Genomic DNA, 17,701 nt, shown 5'->3' on the forward strand with positions numbered 1-17,701 from the left:
TCTCCGGGTCAGGTCGCGCCGGACCGGCACTCACCTCAGCCCGGAGGCGGCCGCACGCTTGCGCGACAGGGCGTCCACGCCGGCGGCCAGCAGGAGCACCGCGCCGGTGACGATGTACTTCACACTGGCGCTGTATCCCATCAGGCCCATGCCGTTGTTGATCACCGCGACCACGGCGCCGCCGAGGATGGCGTCCAGCACCCGGCCCTTGCCGCCGAACAGGCTGGTGCCGCCGATGACCGCCGCGCCCACGGCGAACAGCAGCACGTCGCTGCCGCCCGTGCTGGGGTCGACCGAGCTGGCCTGGGAGGCCAGGATGATGCCGCCGACCGAGGCCAGGCCCGAGCAGATGACGAAGGCGCTGACCCGGATGAGATCCACGTTGATGCCGGCCCGGCGGGCCGCCTCGGCGTTGCCGCCGACGGCGTAGATGTGCCGGCCGAACGCCGTGCGGCGCAGCACGAACGTCCAGAAGATCAGCAGGGCGAGCACGATGGGGACCACGACCGGCACGCCCTTGAGCGACACCAGCAGCACGTTGCGGCTGCGCTCCAGGTTCAGCGCGTACACCGCGAGCCCGCCGAGAACGGCGAGGGAGCCCACCCGCAGGGCGATGAGCCCGACAGGGTCGGCCGCGAGGCCCCGGCCGGCGCGGCGGCGCGCCCGCACGAGCTGGACCGCGGCGTACGCCAGCACGCAGACCGCGTACAGGGCCCAGCCGAGCCACGGCGGCAGGTAGCGGTTCTCAATGGCGATGATGACGGGGTCGCGGATGGCGATGTTGGTGCCCTCCTGGACCAGGACCAGCAGTAGGCCCTGGAAGGCGAGGAAGGCGGCGAGGGTCACCACGAAGGAGGGGATGCCCAGCTTGGCCACCAGCGCGCCGAGCACCAGCCCGATCACCACGCCGGTGAGCACGGCCGCGCCGACGCCCACGTACCAGGGCAGCCCCTGCTGGCTCATCACGACGGCCAGGACGGCGGCGCAGACGCCGCTGGTGTAGCCGGCCGACAGGTCGATCTCGCCGAGCAGCAGGACGAACACCAGGCCCATGGCGATCATGGTGATCGCGGCGCCCTGGGTGAACAGGTTGGCGAAGTTGGTCGCCGACAGGAAGACCGGCCGCAGGACGGCGAAGGCCGTGCACAGCACGATGAGCCCGAGGATGGCGGGCAGCGCGCCCATGTCGCCGCCGCGCACCCGCGCGATGTAGGACCGGAAGTTGCCGGCGATGCTCGGGGCCGGCGCGGCGGCCTGCCTGCCGGGGACGATCGTGGTGCTCATGCGGTGACTCCGTTGACGTTCTGCAGGCCGAGCTCGCCGCTGCGCCCCGAGGTGATCAGCTCGACGACCTGCGCGTGGGTGACGTCGGACGTCTTCACCTGCGCGGCCATGCGCCCCAGGTAGAGCGCCGAGATCCGGTCGGAGACGGCGAAGACGTCGTTGAGGTTGTGGGAGATGAGGATCACGGCCAGGCCGTTGTCGGCGAGGCGGCGCACCAGTTCGAGCACCTGGGCGGTCTGCGCGACACCGAGGGCGGCGGTGGGCTCGTCCAGGATGACGACCTTGCTGTTCCAGAGCACGGCCTTGGCGATGGCCACGGTCTGGCGCTGGCCGCCCGACAGGCTGGACACCAGCTGGCGGATCGACTTGACGGTGCGGACCGACAGGCCGTCGAGCGTCTTGGCGGCCATCTCCTCCATCGTCGCCTCGTCGAGGACCAGTCCACTGCGCTTCTCGCGCCCGAGGAACATGTTCTGGACGATGTCCAGGTTGTCGCACAGGGCGAGGTCCTGGTAGACGATCTCGATGCCCAGGTCCGCCGCGTCGCGGGGGCTGGTGATGTGGACCGGGCGGCCGTCGAACACGTACTCGCCGGCGTCGGCGGTGTAGGTGCCGCCGATGCACTTGACCAGGGTGGACTTGCCGGCGCCGTTGTCACCGACCAGCGCGGTCACCTCGCCGGCGTGGGCGGTGAGGTCGACGTGGTGCAGGACCTGCACGGGACCGAAGCTCTTGTCGAGCCCCCGGATCTCCAGGACGGGTTGGGAAGACACGTTGCTCCTCGGGGAGACGGACGGCACGCCCCGCGCACCCCGCCGGGGAGGCCCCTTCTGCAGGTGGCCTCCCCGGGTGGCGCCGGCCGCGCCGGACCTCGGTTCTACTGGATTCCGGCCTTGGTGCACTTGTCGGCGAAGTCGCCCTTGCAGAGCTCTTCCTTGGTCACGTAGCCGTCGGCGACGACGTCCTTGACGGAGTCGAACGTGATCGACTGCGGGTCCAGGAGGACGGAGGGGACGTCCTGGCCGGTCTCGGTGTCCTTGACCGAGCCGCTCACCGTGGGCTTCTCGCCCTTGGCCAGCGCGATGGCGAGCTCGGCGGCGGCGTCGGCCTCCTTCTTGACCGCCTTGTAGACCGTCATGCACTGGTCACCGGCGAGGACGTTCTGCAGGCCCTGGACGCCCGCGTCCTGGCCGGTCACCGGCACCTTGCCGTTGAGCTTCTGCTTCTTGAGCACGGTGATGGCGGCGTTGCCGAGGTTGTCGTTCGCGGCGAGCACACCGGCGATCTTGGGCTCGGAGGTGAACATCTGCTCGAAGATCGTGCCGGCCTTGCGCGGGTCCCAGTCGGGCACCGACTGGTCCGGGCCCTTGACGTACTCGCCGGAGTCGAACTTCGGCTTCAGCACGCTGTCGTAGCCCTGCTTGAACAGCGTCGCGTTGTTGTCGGTGGGCGAGCCGTTCAGCTCGGCGACGATGGGCTTGTCGGCCTTCTTGTCGGTCAGGCACTGGACCAGGCCCTCGCCCTGCAGCTGGCCGACCTTCACGTTGTCGAAGCTGACGTAGTACGAGGCGCCGCCGCCGAGGGTCAGGCGGTCGTAGTCGATGACCGGGACGCCCTGGGCCTTGGCCTTGTCGATGACGGCCTTGCCGGTGCCGCTGTCGAGGTTGACGATGGCCAGCACGGTGGCGCCGTTGGTGATCATCTGGTCGGCGATGGTCTGGAACGCCGTCTTGTCGTTCTGGGCGTTCTGGATGTCGTACTCCACGCCCGCGGCCTTGAACGCCTCTTCGAGGTACTTGCGGTCCGCGGTCTCCCAGCGGGGCGAGGACTTGCTGTCGGGCAGGATGACACCGATCTTGCCGGGCTTCGCGGCGGCTTCGGAGCTGGCGGCGCCGCTCGGAGCGGCGCCTGAGTTGTCACCGCCGTCGCCCCCGCAGGCGGTGAGACCGAGAGAGAGCGCCGCCGCGGCGGCGGTCAGGCCGAGGATCCCCTTGCGCATGAGTGCACCGGGTCCTTTCTGCGAAAGATGGCCACTGACGGCGTGGCACGGGGGGTCTGTTGTGGGGAGGTGCCCGGCCGAGCTCAGACCGGGGGGCACGGCCGGCGCCGGATCTCGGCTGTGGCCGTTCGTCGAATGTTGTTTGCGGCAACGTATTCCGTCGCGCGCCGGGATGCCAGACCTGCGCAGGTCTCAATTTGTTGTCAGCGGTAACAATCGGGAAACGCCGTCTTAACGGGCCAGGCTCTGCCCGATCAGCACCACCGCGGACAACGACGCGACCACCAGGACCCCGGTCCTGACCCGCCCGCCGTCGATGAACCGGCGCAGTGGGCCGGAGACGGCGAAGCCCGCGATCATGAACGGGACGAGCACGGCGCCCGCGAGCAGGGCCCGCGCGGGCAGCCGGTCCACCGCGGCGAGCAGCAGCAGCGACTGCGCGGCCGACAGCGCGAAGTACATGGCGAGGGTCGCCCGGATCTGCGGCCCCTTGGCGTGCTGGTAGACGATGCCCATGGGCGGGCCGCCGATGCCGGTGGCGGTGCCGGTCACCCCGGAGATGAAGCCGGCCCCGGTCAGCGTGGCCCCGTTGCGCGGGATCGCCACCGCCGTCGCGGTGACCGCCACCGCGACGAGCACCATGATGCCGACGAACACGCCGAGCACCGCGGTGCTGACGTACACGACGACGACCGCGCCGACGGCGCTGCCCGGCAGCCGGCCGAGCAGCGCGAACCCCAGGCCTCGCCAGTCGACCCGGCGCCACTCCGCGGCGAGGGTGAACAGCGGCAGGGTCATGTTGACGACCTGCACCGCTCCGGGCATGACACCCGGGTCGAGCACCGTGATCATCGGGGCGGCCACCAGGCCGAGCCCGAACCCCACCCCTCCCTGGACGATGGCGCCGATGAACACCGCGAAGCCGCCAATAACGACATACAGGACGTCGATTCCCATGCGCGGCAGGCTAGACCTCGCCCCCGCGCCCGCCGCAACGGGTTATCGGCCCCGGGCGTTCACCAGGCGACGGGCAGCCGGTGCACTCCGTAGATGGCCATGTCGGAGCGGGTGGCGACCTGCTCGGGCTCGACGGCCAGCCGCAGGCCCGGGAAGCGCTCCAGCAGCGCGGGGTAGCCGACACGCATCTCGACGCGGGCGAGCTGCTGGCCGATGCACTGGTGGACGCCGTGCCCGAAGGCCAGGTGCCCGGTGGCCGGCCGGGTGACGTCCAGCGCGTCCGGGTCGGGGAAGCGGGCCGGGTCGCGGTCGGCGGCCGACAGCGAGACGGTGACGCTCTCCCCCGCCCTGATCATGTGGCCCTCGATCGGGACGTCGGCCATCGCCGTGCGCAGCAGGCCGATGTGGATGATGCTCAGGTACCGCATCAGCTCCTCCACCGCCGCCGGGGCCCTGCGCACCGGGTCCTCGCGCAGCGCGGCGAGCTGGGCCGGGTTGCGCAGCAGGGTGAAGGTGCCGAGCGCGAGCATGTTGGCGGTCGTCTCGTGCCCGGCGACCACCAGCAGCATCGCCACGCCGGCGATCTCCTCCTTGGTGAGCTGCTTCGTCGCAACCAGGTTGCTGATCACGTCCTCGCCCGGCCGGGCCCGCTTGCCGTCCACCAGCTCCAGCATGAACGCCATCAGGCCGCTCACCGCCTCGCGCACCTGGTCTGAGGTGGAGTCCAGGTCGAGCATGACCTCCGACTGCCGCTGGAATGACTCCTGCGCACCGGTGGGCACGCCGAGCAGCTCGCAGATCACCAGCGACGGCAGCGGCAGCGCGAACACCTCCACCAGGTCCACGGGCGGCCCGGCCTTCTCCATGCCGTCCAGCAGCTCGCCGGCGATCTGGCGGATCCTGGGCTCCAGCTCCTTGGCCCGGCGCAGGGTGAACTGCCCGGTGAGCAGGCGCCGGATCCGGGTGTGCTCGGGCGGGTCCTGGTGCAGGAAGAAGCCGGGGATGCCGGCGAACAGCCGCTGGGTGAGCCGCCCGCCGACCGGCGGGTGCAGCCGGTCGAGGTCGGTGCCGAACCGCGGGTCGGCGAGCACGGCGCGCGCGGCCTCGTACCCGGTGACCAGCCAGCCCACGTGCCCGTCGGCGTAGAGCATCGGCCGGATCGGGCCCTCCTCCCGCCATCGGGCGAGGTCACGAGGCGGGTCGAAGGGGTTCGGCCGGTCGAGCGAAAGGGTCACGGGTCCCGACATCGCGTGCGTCATGCTGCGCTCCTCCCTTTCCCCCCGACCTTATGTTTCGGCGATATTTCACACCTTGAAGGGAGCTTTCAGGCGAGGCAAAGATTCGGCAGGTCACGGCGGGTGCGGCGCCCGGGACGCGGGACGCCATGGTGGCCCTCAGGGGACGCGCCTGCGGCCGGAACCGAAGCGGCCCGGCGGGGTGATCCCCCGCCGGGCCGTTCCATCTCCCGCCCCCTGGCGGGCCGTCGGCTCAGCTCTTGGCGAGCAGCGAGCGCAGGACGTACTGCATGATGCCGCCGTGGCGGTAGTACTCCGCCTCACCGGGGGTGTCGATGCGCACGACCGCCTGGAACTCCTTGTCCCCGGCCCGCACGGTCACGGTGGCGGGGGTGGTGCCGGCGTTGAGCTCCTCGACGCCGCTGATGTCGAAGACCTCCTCGCCGGTCAGCCCGAGCGAGGCGGCGGTCTCCCCCTCGGGGTACTGCAGCGGCAGCACGCCCATGCCGATCAGGTTGGACCGGTGGATGCGCTCGTAGGACTCGGCGATCACCGCGCGCACGCCGAGCAGCGCCGTGCCCTTGGCCGCCCAGTCGCGCGAGGAGCCCGAGCCGTACTCCTTGCCGGCCAGCACGACCAGCGGCACCCCTGCAGCCTGGTAGTTCACCGAGGAGTCGTAGATGGTGGAGACCGGGCCGCCCTCCTGCGTGAAGTCGCGGGTGAAGCCGCCCTCGGTGCCCGGCGCGATCTGGTTGCGCAGCCGGATGTTGGCGAAGGTGCCGCGGATCATCACCTCGTGGTTGCCGCGCCGCGAGCCGTAGGAGTTGAAGTCCCTGACCTCGACGCCGTGCTCCTTCAGGTAGCGGCCCGCGGGCGAGTCGGCCTTGATCGAGCCGGCCGGGGAGATGTGGTCGGTGGTCACCGAGTCGCCGAGCAGCGCGAGCACCCGGGCGCCCGTGATGTCGGTCACCGGCTCCGGCTCGCTCGGCATGCCGTCGAAGTACGGCGCCTTGCGCACGTAGGTGGAGGCCGGGTCCCACTCGAAGGTGTCGCCGGTCGGGATGGGCAGCGACCGCCAGGTCTCGTCGCCCTTGAACACGTCGGCGTAGTCGCGCCGGAACATGTCCTCGCCGATGGAGGAGTTCACCACCTCGGCGATCTCCTCGGTCGAGGGCCAGATGTCCTTGAGGTACACCGGCTCGCCGTCGGCGCCGGTGCCGAGCGGCTCGGTGGCGAGGTCGAGGTCCATCGTGCCGGCCAGCGCGTAGGCGACGACCAGCGGCGGAGAGGCCAGGTAGTTCATCTTCACGTCGGGGTTGATCCGGCCCTCGAAGTTGCGGTTGCCGGACAGCACCGCGGTGACCGCGAGGTCGCCGCCCTGGACCGCCGCCGAGATCTCCTCCGGCAGCGGGCCGGAGTTGCCGATGCAGGTGGTGCAGCCGTAGCCGACCAGGTTGAACCCGAGCTTGTCGAGGTAGGGGGTCAGGCCGGAGCGCTCGAAGTAGCCGGTGACGACCTGGGAGCCGGGCGCCAGGGAGGTCTTCACCCACGGCTTGCGCGACAGGCCCTTGTCCACGGCGTTCCTGGCCAGCAGCGCGGCGCCGATCATGACGTAGGGGTTGGAGGTGTTGGTGCAGGAGGTGATGGCGGCGATCACCACGGCGCCGTGGTCCAGCTCGAAGGTGGTGCCGTCGGAGAGCGTGACCGGGACGGGGGCGTTCGGCCGGTCGAGGGTCTCGGCGGCGCTCGCGGCGGCGTGCGGCCGGTCCCGCTCGCTGTCGTGCCCGTCGGCCTGGGCGTTGGAGGCCGGGGCGTCGGAGGCGGGGAAGGACTCCTTGCCCTCCTCGTCGGCTCCCTCCTCGTCCGGCACGAAGACGCGCACGTCACGGCGCCAGGTCTCCTTGGCCGCCGACAGCTCGATGCGGTCCTGCGGGCGCTTGGGGCCGGCGATGGAGGGGACGACCGTCGACAGGTCCAGCTCGATGTACTCCGAGAAGACCGGCTCGGCGGCCGGGTCGTGCCACAGGCCCTGCTCCTTGGCGTAGGCCTCGACGAGCGCGACCTGCTCGGGGCTGCGGCCGGTGAGCTTGAGGTACTTCACGGTCTCGTCGTCGATCGGGAAGATCGCGCAGGTGGAGCCGAACTCGGGGCTCATGTTGCCGATGGTCGCGCGGTTGGCGAGCGGGACCGCCGAGACGCCCTCGCCGTAGAACTCGACGAACTTGCCGACCACGCCGTGCGCGCGCAGCATCTCGGTGATGCGCAGCACCAGGTCGGTGGCGGTGGCGCCGGCCGGCAGCTCGCCGGTCAGCCGGAAGCCGACCACCCGGGGGATCAGCATGGAGATCGGCTGGCCGAGCATGGCGGCCTCGGCCTCGATGCCGCCGACGCCCCAGCCCAGCACGCCGACGCCGTTCTCCATGGTGGTGTGCGAGTCGGTGCCGACGCAGGTGTCGGGGTAGGCCTTGCCGTCGCGCGTCATCACCACGCGGGCGAGGTGCTCGATGTTGACCTGGTGCACGATGCCGGTGCCCGGCGGGACGACCTTGAACTCGTCGAAGGCGGTCTGGCCCCAGCGCAGGAACTGGTAACGCTCGCGGTTGCGCTCGTACTCGCGCTGGACGTTGCGCTGGAAGGAGTCGGCGCCGCCGAAGAAGTCGACGATGACCGAGTGGTCGATCACCATCTCGGCCGGCGCCAGCGGGTTGATCTTTGCCGGGTCGCCGCCCAGGTCGCGGACGGCCTCGCGCATGGTGGCGAGGTCGACGACGCAGGGCACGCCGGTGAAGTCCTGCATGATCACGCGGGCCGGCGTGAACTGGATCTCGACGCTCGGGACCGCGGACGGGTCCCACCCGCCGAGCGCGCGGATGTGGTCGGCGGTGATGTTCGCGCCGTCCTCGGTGCGCAGCAGGTTCTCCAGGAGGATCTTCAAGCTGTACGGGAGGCGCGCCGACCCCTCGACTGCGTCCAGCCGGTAGATCTCATAGGCCGCGTCACCGACGCGGAGTGTGTCACGGCTGCCGAAGCTGTTCGCGGACACGGAGACTCGCCTCCCTCGTTTCCCGGTCATCACCACAGATGACGGGTCTGCAGACTGTGCCTGGTTCGCCCCATAGATCCTGCCGCACCGGCGGAGTGCGACGGCCAGTTAGGTCGCCCTAACCTCATGGCGTCCAGAAATCTCTCGACATCAAGATATCGGGTGAAATCTCTCGACATCAAGTTACTCGCGGGTAACGACAGGAGCGCGGCCTCACGGATCCGGGCATTCGCGACCGACGGGTCTCGGCGGAAAGGCGGCGCCCAGCGGGAAGGGGGCGGCTACTAGAGGGACGGGAGCAGGCGCAGGGCGAACAGGCCGAGCACGACGACCGACAGCAGCGGCCCGAGGATCTTGATTTCGAACGCCCGCCCCGTCTTGATGCCGATCTTCCACGGCAGCAGCCACCGGTGCCGCAGCGGCCACAGCACCGGGCAGCCCCGCTCGGTCAGGCAGTCGCCGATCACGTGCGCCAGGCAGCCGATCGCGATCGCGAACCCCAGCCACAGGTAGCCGACCTGCGCGGCGCGCAGCAGGATGAACGCCGCCGCGGTGAGCCCGATGTTGACCATCGCCGAGGTCATCGTGCGACCGGGGATGCCGATGCCGACCGCGCGCAGCGCGAGCCCGATCATCAAGATGACCAGGACGTCCCGCCCGATGGGATGGCCGTCGGCGAGCAGGTGGGCGCCGAAACCCGCGGCGAGCGCGAACAGCAGCGAGTGGGTCATGTGCCGGTGCCCGCCGCTGAGCCAGTTGACCGCCTTGCTGAGCACCCAGGTGGCCGGGCCGAAGGTCTGCGCGATCGTCGCGTGTGGATGGTCGAGGTCGGGCAGCATCGCCGCGCCGGCGCAGACGACCGCGCCGGCGACCAGCTCGGCCGGGGACAGCGCGTTGGCCACGATCGGGGTGAGGTCCCCGGCCAGGCCGCCCAGCACGGGGATCTCGCGGAGCGCGGTGACACCCGGGAGCGCCACCAGGCCCGGGGCGACCAGCAGCCAGGCGGCCGCTCCACTCAGGGCGTGCGTATGTCCCATCATGCGCTGATCACGAACCGGCACCCTATGGCAAAAAACCGGTCAAGCGGCGGAGGTGACCGTCCCGGCCTCGGCGTGTCGCCGGAAAAAGAAAAGGACGGGATCGTTCCGCTCCAAGAGCACCCCCCAGCCCTCTCAGAGCGGAACGACCCGTCCGACCAGTGTTAACGCTCGCATCCCGGGATGTGTTCCCCGGGAGGCGTGATGTGCGTCACTGATTTTCCGGTCCGCGAGTGCCGGGAGTGCGGCCGTCCGGACCGCGGGTTCGCGATCGGGTGTTGCTCTCAGAATGTTCGCGATATATCTTTGAAGCATCGAGAACGATCGAAGGTCGATCGTGACGAGAGGAGTCACACCATGACCGCATTCGCGATGGGCGCTCCGTGGGAGCGCCGCGGCATGAAACGGCCGGGCCTCGCCGCACTGGGCGCCCTGGCCGCACTGCACCAGGCCCACCACCACCGCCACGGCGGGCCGCACGGCGAGGACGACGAGGGCGGCCACGAGCACCGGCGCCGGGGTCACCGAGGCGGGCGCAGGGGCCCCGCCCCCTGGGACTTCGGCCCGGGACCGTTCCCGCCCGGCTTCCCCTTCGGATTCCGCGGCGGCCGGCCGCCGTTCGGCCGGGGCGGCGGCCGCAAGGCCAAGCGCGGCGACGTACGCGCGGCCATCCTGGCGCTGCTGGCCGAGGAGCCGCGCAACGGGTACCAGATCATCCAGGAGATCGCCGAGCGCAGCGAGGGCGGCTGGCGGCCGAGCCCCGGAGCGGTGTACCCCGCGCTCCAGCAGCTCGCCGACGAGGGCCTGGTCCTCGCCGAGGAGTCCGAGGGCCGCAAGACCTTCCGGCTCACCGAGGCGGGGCTGGCGTACGTCTCCGAGCACCCCGACGAGGTGCGCGCCCCCTGGGAGGACATGACGCCGAACATCGAGGAGGGCATGTACGAGCTGTTCGACCTGAGCCGGCAGGCCGCCGCGGCACTCTTCCAGATCGCGCAGACTGGAAGTGACGCCCAGGTGGGGCAGGCGAAGAAGATCCTGGCCGACACGCGGCGCAAGCTGTACCAGATCCTGGCCGACGGCGACACCGCCCCGGAGGAGTGAGGCCTCGATGATCTCGCGGGACGATCTGCGCATCGGAGACGCGGAACGCGACGAGGTGACGGCGACCCTGCGTGAGCACTTCGCGCAGGGCCGCCTCACCCGGGAAGAGCTGGACGAGCGGCTCGACGCCGCCTTCGCCGCCCGCACGGCCGGCGAGCTGCGGCGGGTGACGGCCGACCTCCCCGCCTCCCCCGCGCCGCGCCCCGCCCCGTACGACGCCCCGCCCTCGGCGCACGCCCGGCGTGGCCGCGGCGCGTGGGGGCACGGCCCCCGTCCGGGCGGCCACCACGGGTGGCACCCTGGACCGCTCCCCTGGGCGGGCGAGCCGCAGGAGTGGACGACGGGCGGCGCGCCGGTCCCCTGGGCCGGGCCCGCGGCCCTCCGGCGGATGCCCGGCGCTCACCACGGGCGGACGCACCGGCATCACGGACGGCCGCCGATCCCGCTGATCGTCGCCGCCGTCGTGCTGTTCGCGGCGGTGGCCGCGGGCTCGCTGGCGCCGTTGCTGTTCGCGCTGAAGGTCGCGCTGCTGATCGGGCTCGTCGTCGTCGTGGCCCGCCTGGTCCGCCACCGGCACCCGCGCCGCTCCGTGCGCGCCCGCCGTTACTGACCTCCGCCGGGGGGCGGGGCCGCGACGGCCGGTCGCCGATTTGGGCCTTGACGGGTTTTGTCAGCGGCCCCATGATCGGCCTGTTCACCCGACCGTCGTCACTCCCGGGTTTCGGCTCGAACGCGTCCGGGCATGGTGGCGCACGTTGCCCTGATCAGCGCCACCCGTCCTGTGGACTCCGCCGCAGGCCGCGCACCCCCCGACGACGAGGAGTACGCCCATGGCACCGATGACCGACGATCGCCTCGACTGCCGCGTCTTCCAGCGGGTTCACGAGGCGGACGCCGTGATCCTCCCGCCCGAGGTGTACGGCCCGGAGTTCAGGACGGCCTACGAGCGGGCCGGCGGAGTGGTGTGGAAGCTCGAGCGCGCCCAGCACTTCCACGAGCCCTACGAGGCGAGCTGGGAGGCGGCCATGATCGCCGGTGATTGGGAACGTTCCTTGCGGCTGATCGACCTGATGCGCGGCGACCTGGTCACCGACTACGCCGGGTACGCCGAGTTCCGCCGGGTCCGCGTGGTCGACACGCCGCTGACGCCGTACATGCAGTGGGAGCTGCACGTCCTCGCGGCCCGGGTGGACGCCGGCGAGCGCATCCGGGTGGTGCCCGGCTCCTCCGTCCGCGACCTCGAGCGGCCCGCCCCGCTGCCCGAGTTGCTCGTCTTCGAGTCCGGGCTGATGTACGAGGTGCTGTACGACGCCTCCGGCGCCCATCTGGGCGGGCGCCGGATCACCGAGCCGGGCGTGGTCGAGGCGTGCCGCTCGGCCGTGGCCGCCCTGTACGAGCAGGGCGAGGACCTCGGCCCCTACTTCCGGCGCGAGGTGCTCCCCCTCCCCGCCCCCCGGCCCCGCCGCGCGCGCTCCGCCTGACCATCGCCGGCGCGCGCCCGCCGTCGGCTCCGGCGGATGGCCGCGGTCGGTGGCCGGTGGCCCGCCGGTCGATTCCCGGCGAAAGCCGGGCGACCGGCCACCGCATCCACCCGCCCGGGGCGGGTGGCGGTGTTCAGACGTGCGGCATGATCTCGGCGGCGACCAGTTCGAGGTGGTCGAGGTCGGCCAGGTCGAGCACCTGCAGGTACATCCGCTCGCACCCGGCCTCGGCGAACCGGCCGATCTTGTCGATGACCTCCTGCGGCGTACCGGCCAGGCCGTTGTGCCGCAGTTCGGGCACCTCCCGGCCGATCGCCGCCGCCCTGCGGGCGATCTCGGCCTCGTCGGCGCCCACGCACAGCACCTGGGCGGCCGACAACACGATCGGCTCGCGGCCCACTCCGGCGCACGCCTCACGCACCCGGCCGAAGCCGGCGATGGTGTCCTCCAGGCCGTGGAACGGCACGTTGTACTCGTCGGCGAACTTCGCGGCCAGGCGGGGCGTGCGCTTGGCGCCGACGCCTCCGATGATCACCGGCGGGCGCGGGCTCTGCGCGGGCTTGGGCAGCGCCGGCGAGTCGGCGAGCCGGTAGTAGGCGCCCTCGAAGGAGTAGGTGTCCCCCGGCTTGGTCGTCCAGAGCCCGGTGATGATCTCCAGCTGCTCCTCGAAGCGGGCGAAGCGCTCACCGACCGGCGGGAACGGGATGCCGTACGCCTTGTGCTCCTCGTCGAACCATCCGGTGCCGAACCCGAACTCGACCCGGCCGCCGCTCATCTGGTCGACCTGGGCGACGCTGATCGCGAGCGGGCCGGGCAGCCGGAAGGTCGCGGCGGTGACGAGCGTGCCGAGGCGGATGCTCGTGGTCTCGCGGGCGAGCGCGGCCAGCGTCACCCACGAGTCGGTGGGCCCGGGACCGGGATCCGCCCCCATGTGCAGATAGTGGTCGGAGCGGAAGAAGGCGTCGAAACCGAGCCGCTCGGCGGCCTGGACCACCCGAAGCTGGTCCTCGTACGTGGCCCCTTGCTGCGGCTCCGTGAAGATCCTCAATCTCATATGCACATTATCCCGACATCGGCCGATGAATCTCCGGGGTGGTATAGGGGTTCGGACTTACCCTCCCGGCGGGTAAGAAAACGCCCATGGGGGCACTACCCACTTATTCGCCGATGCTCGCTCAGCTCGGGCCGCTCCCGCCGCCCGGCGAGGATGCCGCCTGGGGCCACGAGATGAAGTGGGACGGCGTGCGCGCCCTGGCGTACGTGCAGGACGCCGCCCTGCGGCTCATCTCGCGCAGCGGCAAGGAGATCACGGTCGCCTACCCCGAGCTGTACCCGCTCGCCGGCGCGGTGAGCGGGTACGACGTGGTGCTGGACGGGGAGATCGTCGCCTTCGACGAGGCCGGCCGCCCGAGCTTCTCGGCGCTGCAGCCCCGCATGCACCAGCGGCGCGAGGAGCGGGTGCGCAAGCTGGCCCAGGCGATCCCCGTGACGTTCATGCTGTTCGACGTGCTGCACGTCGGCACCAAGCCGGTGATCCAGCTGCCCTACCTGCGGCGCAGAGAGCTGCTGGAGGACCTGGTGCGCCCCGGCGCACGCTGGCAGGTGCCCGCCTGGTTCCACGACGACGGGGCGCACGCCATGCGGCTGAGCCGGCAGCTCGGCATGGAGGGCATCGTCGCCAAGCGGCTGGAGTCGCCCTACCGCCCCGGACGGCGCACTCCGGAGTGGGTCAAGGTCAAGAACTTCCGTGCCCAGGAGGTGGTGATCGGCGGCTGGACGACCGGGCGGGGCCGCCGGTCGGCGACGATGGGCTCCCTGCTGGTCGGCGTGTACGAGGCCGGGCGGCTGGTGTACGCCGGCAACGTCGGCACCGGGTTCACCGAGGAGACGCTGCGCGAACTGGGCGAGCTGCTGGCCCCGCTGGAGCGGCCCACCGGCCCGTTCGACGACACGGTGCCCAGGGAGCAGGCCAGGGGCGCGCACTGGGTGGACCCGGTGCTGGTCGGCGAGGTGCAGTACGCCGAGTGGACCCACGACCGGCGGCTGCGGCACCCGTCCTGGCGCGGGCTGCGCGACGACAAGGCCCCCGCCGAGGTCGTCCGCGAGGAGGAGCCGCCCCAGCTCGCCGGCTGACCCCCGCCTCCCCGCTCCGGTGATCTCAGTGGTGCTCGCGTGCCGTCCCCCGCGGCAGGACGACCAGCTCGACCAGCTCGTCCAGGTCCACGTACGAGGCCACCTCGGCGACCGAGCGGCAGTAGGCGACCAGCACCCCGTACTGGCGCACCCGCAGCAACGTATGCCCGTTAAGCCTGATCGGCTCGACCTCGTACCCCTGGCCCCCCACCCAGCGTGACATGTCCGGAAGGATAAGAAACCGCACGTCAAAGCCCGGCAAAGCCCCCTCGGGCCCGCGGGAGATCCCGTCAAGGTGATCCCGCACCGCCATCACCGCATCGCGACGCCCCAAGCCCGCGCGGGGCCGCGGGAGTGTCGCGCGACGCCGAGACAGACGGGATCACCCGTTCCCGGGCCGGTCAGGAGAACAGATCGTCGACGCTCTCGACGGTCACGGCACGCTGAATCCACTCGTCGAGCCGCGCCGACTCGGCGCATCCGAGAATGCGGCCACGAGCCTCCTCGGACACCGCGATTCCCCGGGCGTCGAGCATCAAAAGAAGCGCCTCCGCCCTCCCCTCGGCTTTGCCCTCCGCGACATATTTCCGCGCGAAGCCGCTCTGGTACTCATATGTCCCGGCGATCATTAGCTCCTCCAGATGCTTTCGCCCCGCTTCAGGGAGCATCATCAGCACGAAATCAGCGTACAACCGGGCCCGGCGCTCGTCGATGGCCTCCAGTGCGGCCAGCAGCGCTTTCGTGATCGCCTGCACTTCGACGTCGCCGCCGTGCGCGACAGCCGACAACACGGCGAGCTCGGGTGCGTTCACGGCGGCCAGGGGGTCGGTGACCACCGGGACGTTGTGCGGCCCGGCGACCACGGGGGCCAGACGCCAGCCCGGGTGGCCCATCTCGATGGGAGTGGCGCACCACTGCGCCACAGCGGACTCGGTGCACACGACCAGCAGGATCGCCGGGCAGCGCGCGCGGGCGCGCACCGCCGCCAGATAGACCGGCCAGCTCCATCGCTTGTGACCATCACGGCCGCGCTACACCTCCACCACGACCGCCAGGACCGGGGTGTCGTCCAAGGACAGCACCACGACCGCGTCCGCCTGATATTCCACCGGGGGAAACTCGGTCAGATCTCCCGACTCTATTTTCGCCTTGCTGTATCGGGGCACCGGAACACCGAATGCCCCGGCCAGCAGGTCGGCCGCGAGGGCCGGGCGATTCCGGAAAGGACCAGCAGAGCCTCATGTTCTTGTGACGGCATGGCGACGACATTAGTGCACCGGCAAAGCTCGAACAAAACTTTATGAACATTACCACATAAGCCTTATGGCCGACATTTCGGAGTTTGACCGACTGCGCGATTTCTTATTTTTCCGCATTATGCGACATGCGGGTGTCGAAGGGGAGAGCATGCCATGGGCGGTGGCGCCGGGGTGGTCGTAGGGTGAGCTCGGGCCGTTCGGGGCCTGTCGTGTTCGCCGTAGGAGTGCCGGGGGTCTTGTGCACGTCGTCTACTCCACCGCCGCCGCCCCCGGGGGCGGCGGGCGCCGCAACGAGGACTTCGTGATCGCGGGTCCCGACTGGGTGGTCGTGCTGGACGGGGCCACGGCCGCGGCCGGCGCCGACTCCGGTTGCCGTCACGACGTGGCGTGGTACGTCGCGCGGCTCGGGACCGGGCTCGCGCGAGGGCTCGCCGCCGGTCCCGAGACGGACCTGCGGGACGTCCTGGCCGACGCCATCCGCGAGGTGACGGGGTGCCACGGCGGCTCCTGCGACCTGGACAACCCCGACTCGCCGTCGTCCACGGCGGCGATCGTGCGCCGGCGCGGCGCTGCGGTGGACTACCTCGTGCTGTGCGACTCCCCCGTGGTCCTGCGCGGCAGGGACGGCACGGTGCGGGTGATCCACGACGACCGCACCGAGCACCTGCCGGGCGGGCGGCCCTACAGCGCGGCGCTCGTCCGGTCGATGCGCAACCGCCAGGGCGGCTTCTGGGTGGCCGCCGCCCGTCCGGAGGCCGCCCACCAGGCCCTCACCGGGTCGGTCGCGGCGGCGGACCTCGACGGCGCCCTGCTGGTCACCGACGGCGTGACCCGGCTGGTCGAATGGTACGGCCGCACCTGGGAGCACCTGACCGCCACGGCGGCCACGGCCGGCCCGGTCGAGCTGATCATCCAGGTGCGGGCGGCAGAGCGCGAGCACGGCGCGCCGCGTGGGGCCAAGCCGCACGACGACGCCACGGCCGCCTGGGTGCGCTGGTGACGAGCCTTGACGATGTCCCATGAGTCGGTTCGGGACGATCGAACCGGGATTGGCGTGCGCGCACGTGAGGGCCCCCCGCTCCTGCAGGAGCAGGGCCGGTTGCTTACCTCACGCGGGCCGGCTAGTCCGTAGATCAGCCAGGTGGAACAAATCGGAGGCGTGCCGGACGAGCAGGTCGCCTACGGACTCCGGCTTGAGCGCGGTGCCGGCCAGGGCCGAGGAGGTCAGTGGGATCTCTTCGACGATGTAGGCGCCTCGGGTGGGGTCGGTGAATTCCGGGCCCGAGCGGCGCGTCGGGTCCCAGTGGTCGATGCGGGCGAGGAAGAAGTACTGCGACTCGCCGCGAATCTCCTCGACGTGGATGAGGGAGTGCACCCGGGCCTGGCCGGCGAGTTCCTCGTGGATCTCCCGTGCGAGCGCGTCTTCCAGGGAGGCATCGGTCGGCTCGACGCCGCCGCCCGGGAGCACCCAGTAGGGCTCGGCATCAGGGCGGACCCGCTTGATCGTCAGCAGTGCGCCGCTGGGGGTGACCAGGACGGCCCGTACGCGATCGGTCATGACGTTCCCCTTTCAGCGCAGAAGGTACCCGCCGTCGACGGCGGGCGGCGAGCACGGCGAGGAGCTGCCCGGATTCGATCGCCCAGGTGAGTCCCAGGCCGGCCCAAACCGCGGCCACCATGGCCAGGTCGCGCAGGTCGATGTACACATGTCCTCCCGATGTGGAACGGCGGCACGACGCCCGCACCCGGGATTGCGCGCGGTCGCGTCGCCGTAGAGGCGCGGCGGCGGAAGGTGGGATCGCCGCCGCACCGGCTTATGGGGTGCCGAGCGCGGGGCGGTTCCGCCGGCCAAGGGTGTAGCCGGCCCGGTGGCCGATCTCGTCCTGCACAGCCAGGGCCCTGACGAGATCGGGCACGTCGTCGCGGGTGATGTGACCGATGAGGCCTGAGACTCGCTCGCTGTGAGTGAGCGGGACGAGCCTGGTGGCCTTCCATCCCCGCGGGATGCCCTCGGCGTCGCACGTCGGCTCGATCTTCCATGCCGGGTAGGTCTGCTCAAGGAGTTCGGCCTGCCGCCTGACCATGGCGATGATCCTCTGTACGCCGGCGATGCTCTCCTGGTCGGCGATGGCCAGGAACAGACGCAACTCGTCATCGGCGTCGACCGTCCGC

General features: G+C 71.1%; 18 protein-coding genes. 5 read left to right on the plus strand and 13 right to left on the minus strand.

What is annotated here, in order from left to right:
* Positions 1–30 precede the first annotated feature (30 nt).
* The 7 genes from IEY93_RS06960 to IEY93_RS06990 all read right to left on the minus strand — a co-directional run bounded on the left by IEY93_RS06960 (position 31) and on the right by IEY93_RS06990 (position 9,558).
* On the minus strand, positions 31–1,284 hold the full coding sequence (locus IEY93_RS06960) for a sugar ABC transporter permease (RefSeq protein WP_189162132.1): 1,254 nt from the start codon (positions 1,282–1,284) through the stop codon (positions 31–33).
* Positions 1,281–2,057 carry an ATP-binding cassette domain-containing protein gene (locus IEY93_RS06965; protein WP_189162133.1) on the minus strand — a complete coding sequence of 259 codons (777 nt, stop codon included), beginning with the start codon at positions 2,055–2,057 and terminating at the stop codon, positions 1,281–1,283. The genes IEY93_RS06960 and IEY93_RS06965 overlap by 4 nt, the downstream gene beginning before the upstream one ends.
* 104 nt (positions 2,058–2,161) lie before the next feature.
* Positions 2,162–3,283, minus strand: a complete 1,122-nt coding sequence (locus IEY93_RS06970) for a sugar ABC transporter substrate-binding protein (RefSeq protein ID WP_189162134.1) — start codon at positions 3,281–3,283, stop codon at positions 2,162–2,164.
* Between the two features lie 231 nt (positions 3,284–3,514).
* Positions 3,515–4,240 (minus strand): TSUP family transporter, encoded by a 726-nt coding sequence (locus IEY93_RS06975; protein WP_229690924.1) that lies wholly within the window; start codon positions 4,238–4,240, stop codon positions 3,515–3,517.
* Positions 4,241–4,299: 59 nt separating this feature from the next.
* On the minus strand, positions 4,300–5,499 hold the full coding sequence (locus tag IEY93_RS06980; protein WP_189162135.1) for a cytochrome P450: 1,200 nt from the start codon (positions 5,497–5,499) through the stop codon (positions 4,300–4,302).
* 229 nt (positions 5,500–5,728) lie between these two features.
* Positions 5,729–8,518 (minus strand): aconitate hydratase, encoded by a 2,790-nt coding sequence (locus tag IEY93_RS06985; RefSeq protein WP_275411975.1) that lies wholly within the window; start codon positions 8,516–8,518, stop codon positions 5,729–5,731.
* Between the two features lie 284 nt (positions 8,519–8,802).
* Positions 8,803–9,558, minus strand: coding sequence for a metal-dependent hydrolase (locus tag IEY93_RS06990; protein WP_189162137.1), 756 nt, complete (start codon positions 9,556–9,558; stop codon positions 8,803–8,805).
* 354 nt (positions 9,559–9,912) lie between these two features.
* Between IEY93_RS06990 and IEY93_RS06995 the strand changes: the two genes are divergently transcribed.
* The 3 genes from IEY93_RS06995 to IEY93_RS07005 all read left to right on the plus strand — a co-directional run bounded on the left by IEY93_RS06995 (position 9,913) and on the right by IEY93_RS07005 (position 12,137).
* Complete coding sequence (locus IEY93_RS06995) at positions 9,913–10,656, plus strand: PadR family transcriptional regulator (RefSeq protein ID WP_189162138.1); 744 nt, start codon at positions 9,913–9,915, stop codon at positions 10,654–10,656.
* 7 nt (positions 10,657–10,663) lie between these two features.
* The gene (locus IEY93_RS07000) at positions 10,664–11,266 is read left to right on the plus strand and encodes a DUF1707 SHOCT-like domain-containing protein (RefSeq protein WP_189162139.1); all 603 of its coding nucleotides are present in this window, start codon (positions 10,664–10,666) and stop codon (positions 11,264–11,266) included.
* Positions 11,267–11,486: 220 nt separating this feature from the next.
* On the plus strand, positions 11,487–12,137 hold the full coding sequence (locus IEY93_RS07005; protein WP_189162140.1) for a DUF6879 family protein: 651 nt from the start codon (positions 11,487–11,489) through the stop codon (positions 12,135–12,137).
* Positions 12,138–12,270: 133 nt separating this feature from the next.
* On the opposite strand, the gene IEY93_RS07010 is transcribed toward IEY93_RS07005, so the two are convergent.
* On the minus strand, positions 12,271–13,191 hold the full coding sequence (locus IEY93_RS07010) for an LLM class F420-dependent oxidoreductase (RefSeq protein ID WP_189162141.1): 921 nt from the start codon (positions 13,189–13,191) through the stop codon (positions 12,271–12,273).
* A gap of 86 nt (positions 13,192–13,277) precedes the next feature.
* On the opposite strand from IEY93_RS07010, the gene ligD reads away from it, so the two are divergent.
* Positions 13,278–14,270, plus strand: a complete 993-nt coding sequence (ligD, locus tag IEY93_RS07015; RefSeq protein WP_189162142.1) for a non-homologous end-joining DNA ligase — start codon at positions 13,278–13,280, stop codon at positions 14,268–14,270.
* Positions 14,271–14,295: 25 nt separating this feature from the next.
* Here the strand turns inward: ligD and IEY93_RS07020 are convergent, their stop codons facing one another.
* The 3 genes from IEY93_RS07020 to IEY93_RS39295 all read right to left on the minus strand — a co-directional run bounded on the left by IEY93_RS07020 (position 14,296) and on the right by IEY93_RS39295 (position 15,436).
* Positions 14,296–14,493, minus strand: coding sequence for a transposase (locus IEY93_RS07020; protein ID WP_189162143.1), 198 nt, complete (start codon positions 14,491–14,493; stop codon positions 14,296–14,298).
* 178 nt (positions 14,494–14,671) lie between these two features.
* On the minus strand, positions 14,672–15,250 hold the full coding sequence (locus IEY93_RS07025; RefSeq protein ID WP_203967923.1) for a hypothetical protein: 579 nt from the start codon (positions 15,248–15,250) through the stop codon (positions 14,672–14,674).
* A 51-nt stretch (positions 15,251–15,301) separates the two neighbouring features.
* On the minus strand, positions 15,302–15,436 hold the full coding sequence (locus IEY93_RS39295; protein ID WP_268241537.1) for a hypothetical protein: 135 nt from the start codon (positions 15,434–15,436) through the stop codon (positions 15,302–15,304).
* A gap of 331 nt (positions 15,437–15,767) precedes the next feature.
* Here IEY93_RS39295 and IEY93_RS07030 point away from each other — a divergent pair, with 331 nt between their 5' ends.
* A complete protein-coding gene (locus IEY93_RS07030; RefSeq protein WP_189162144.1) occupies positions 15,768–16,529 on the plus strand; it encodes a protein phosphatase 2C domain-containing protein in 762 nt (253 codons plus the stop codon).
* Positions 16,530–16,637: 108 nt separating this feature from the next.
* Here IEY93_RS07030 and IEY93_RS07035 read toward each other — a convergent pair whose 3' ends face one another.
* Positions 16,638–17,087 (minus strand): NUDIX hydrolase, encoded by a 450-nt coding sequence (locus IEY93_RS07035; RefSeq protein WP_189162145.1) that lies wholly within the window; start codon positions 17,085–17,087, stop codon positions 16,638–16,640.
* A 256-nt stretch (positions 17,088–17,343) separates the two neighbouring features.
* A partial coding sequence (locus IEY93_RS07040) for a hypothetical protein (RefSeq protein WP_189162146.1) occupies positions 17,344–17,701 on the minus strand: 358 nt, incomplete at its 5' end.

Origin of the sequence: Sphaerisporangium melleum (genome assembly GCF_014646695.1) — a bacterium.
Taxonomy (GTDB): domain Bacteria; phylum Actinomycetota; class Actinomycetes; order Streptosporangiales; family Streptosporangiaceae; genus Sphaerisporangium; species Sphaerisporangium melleum.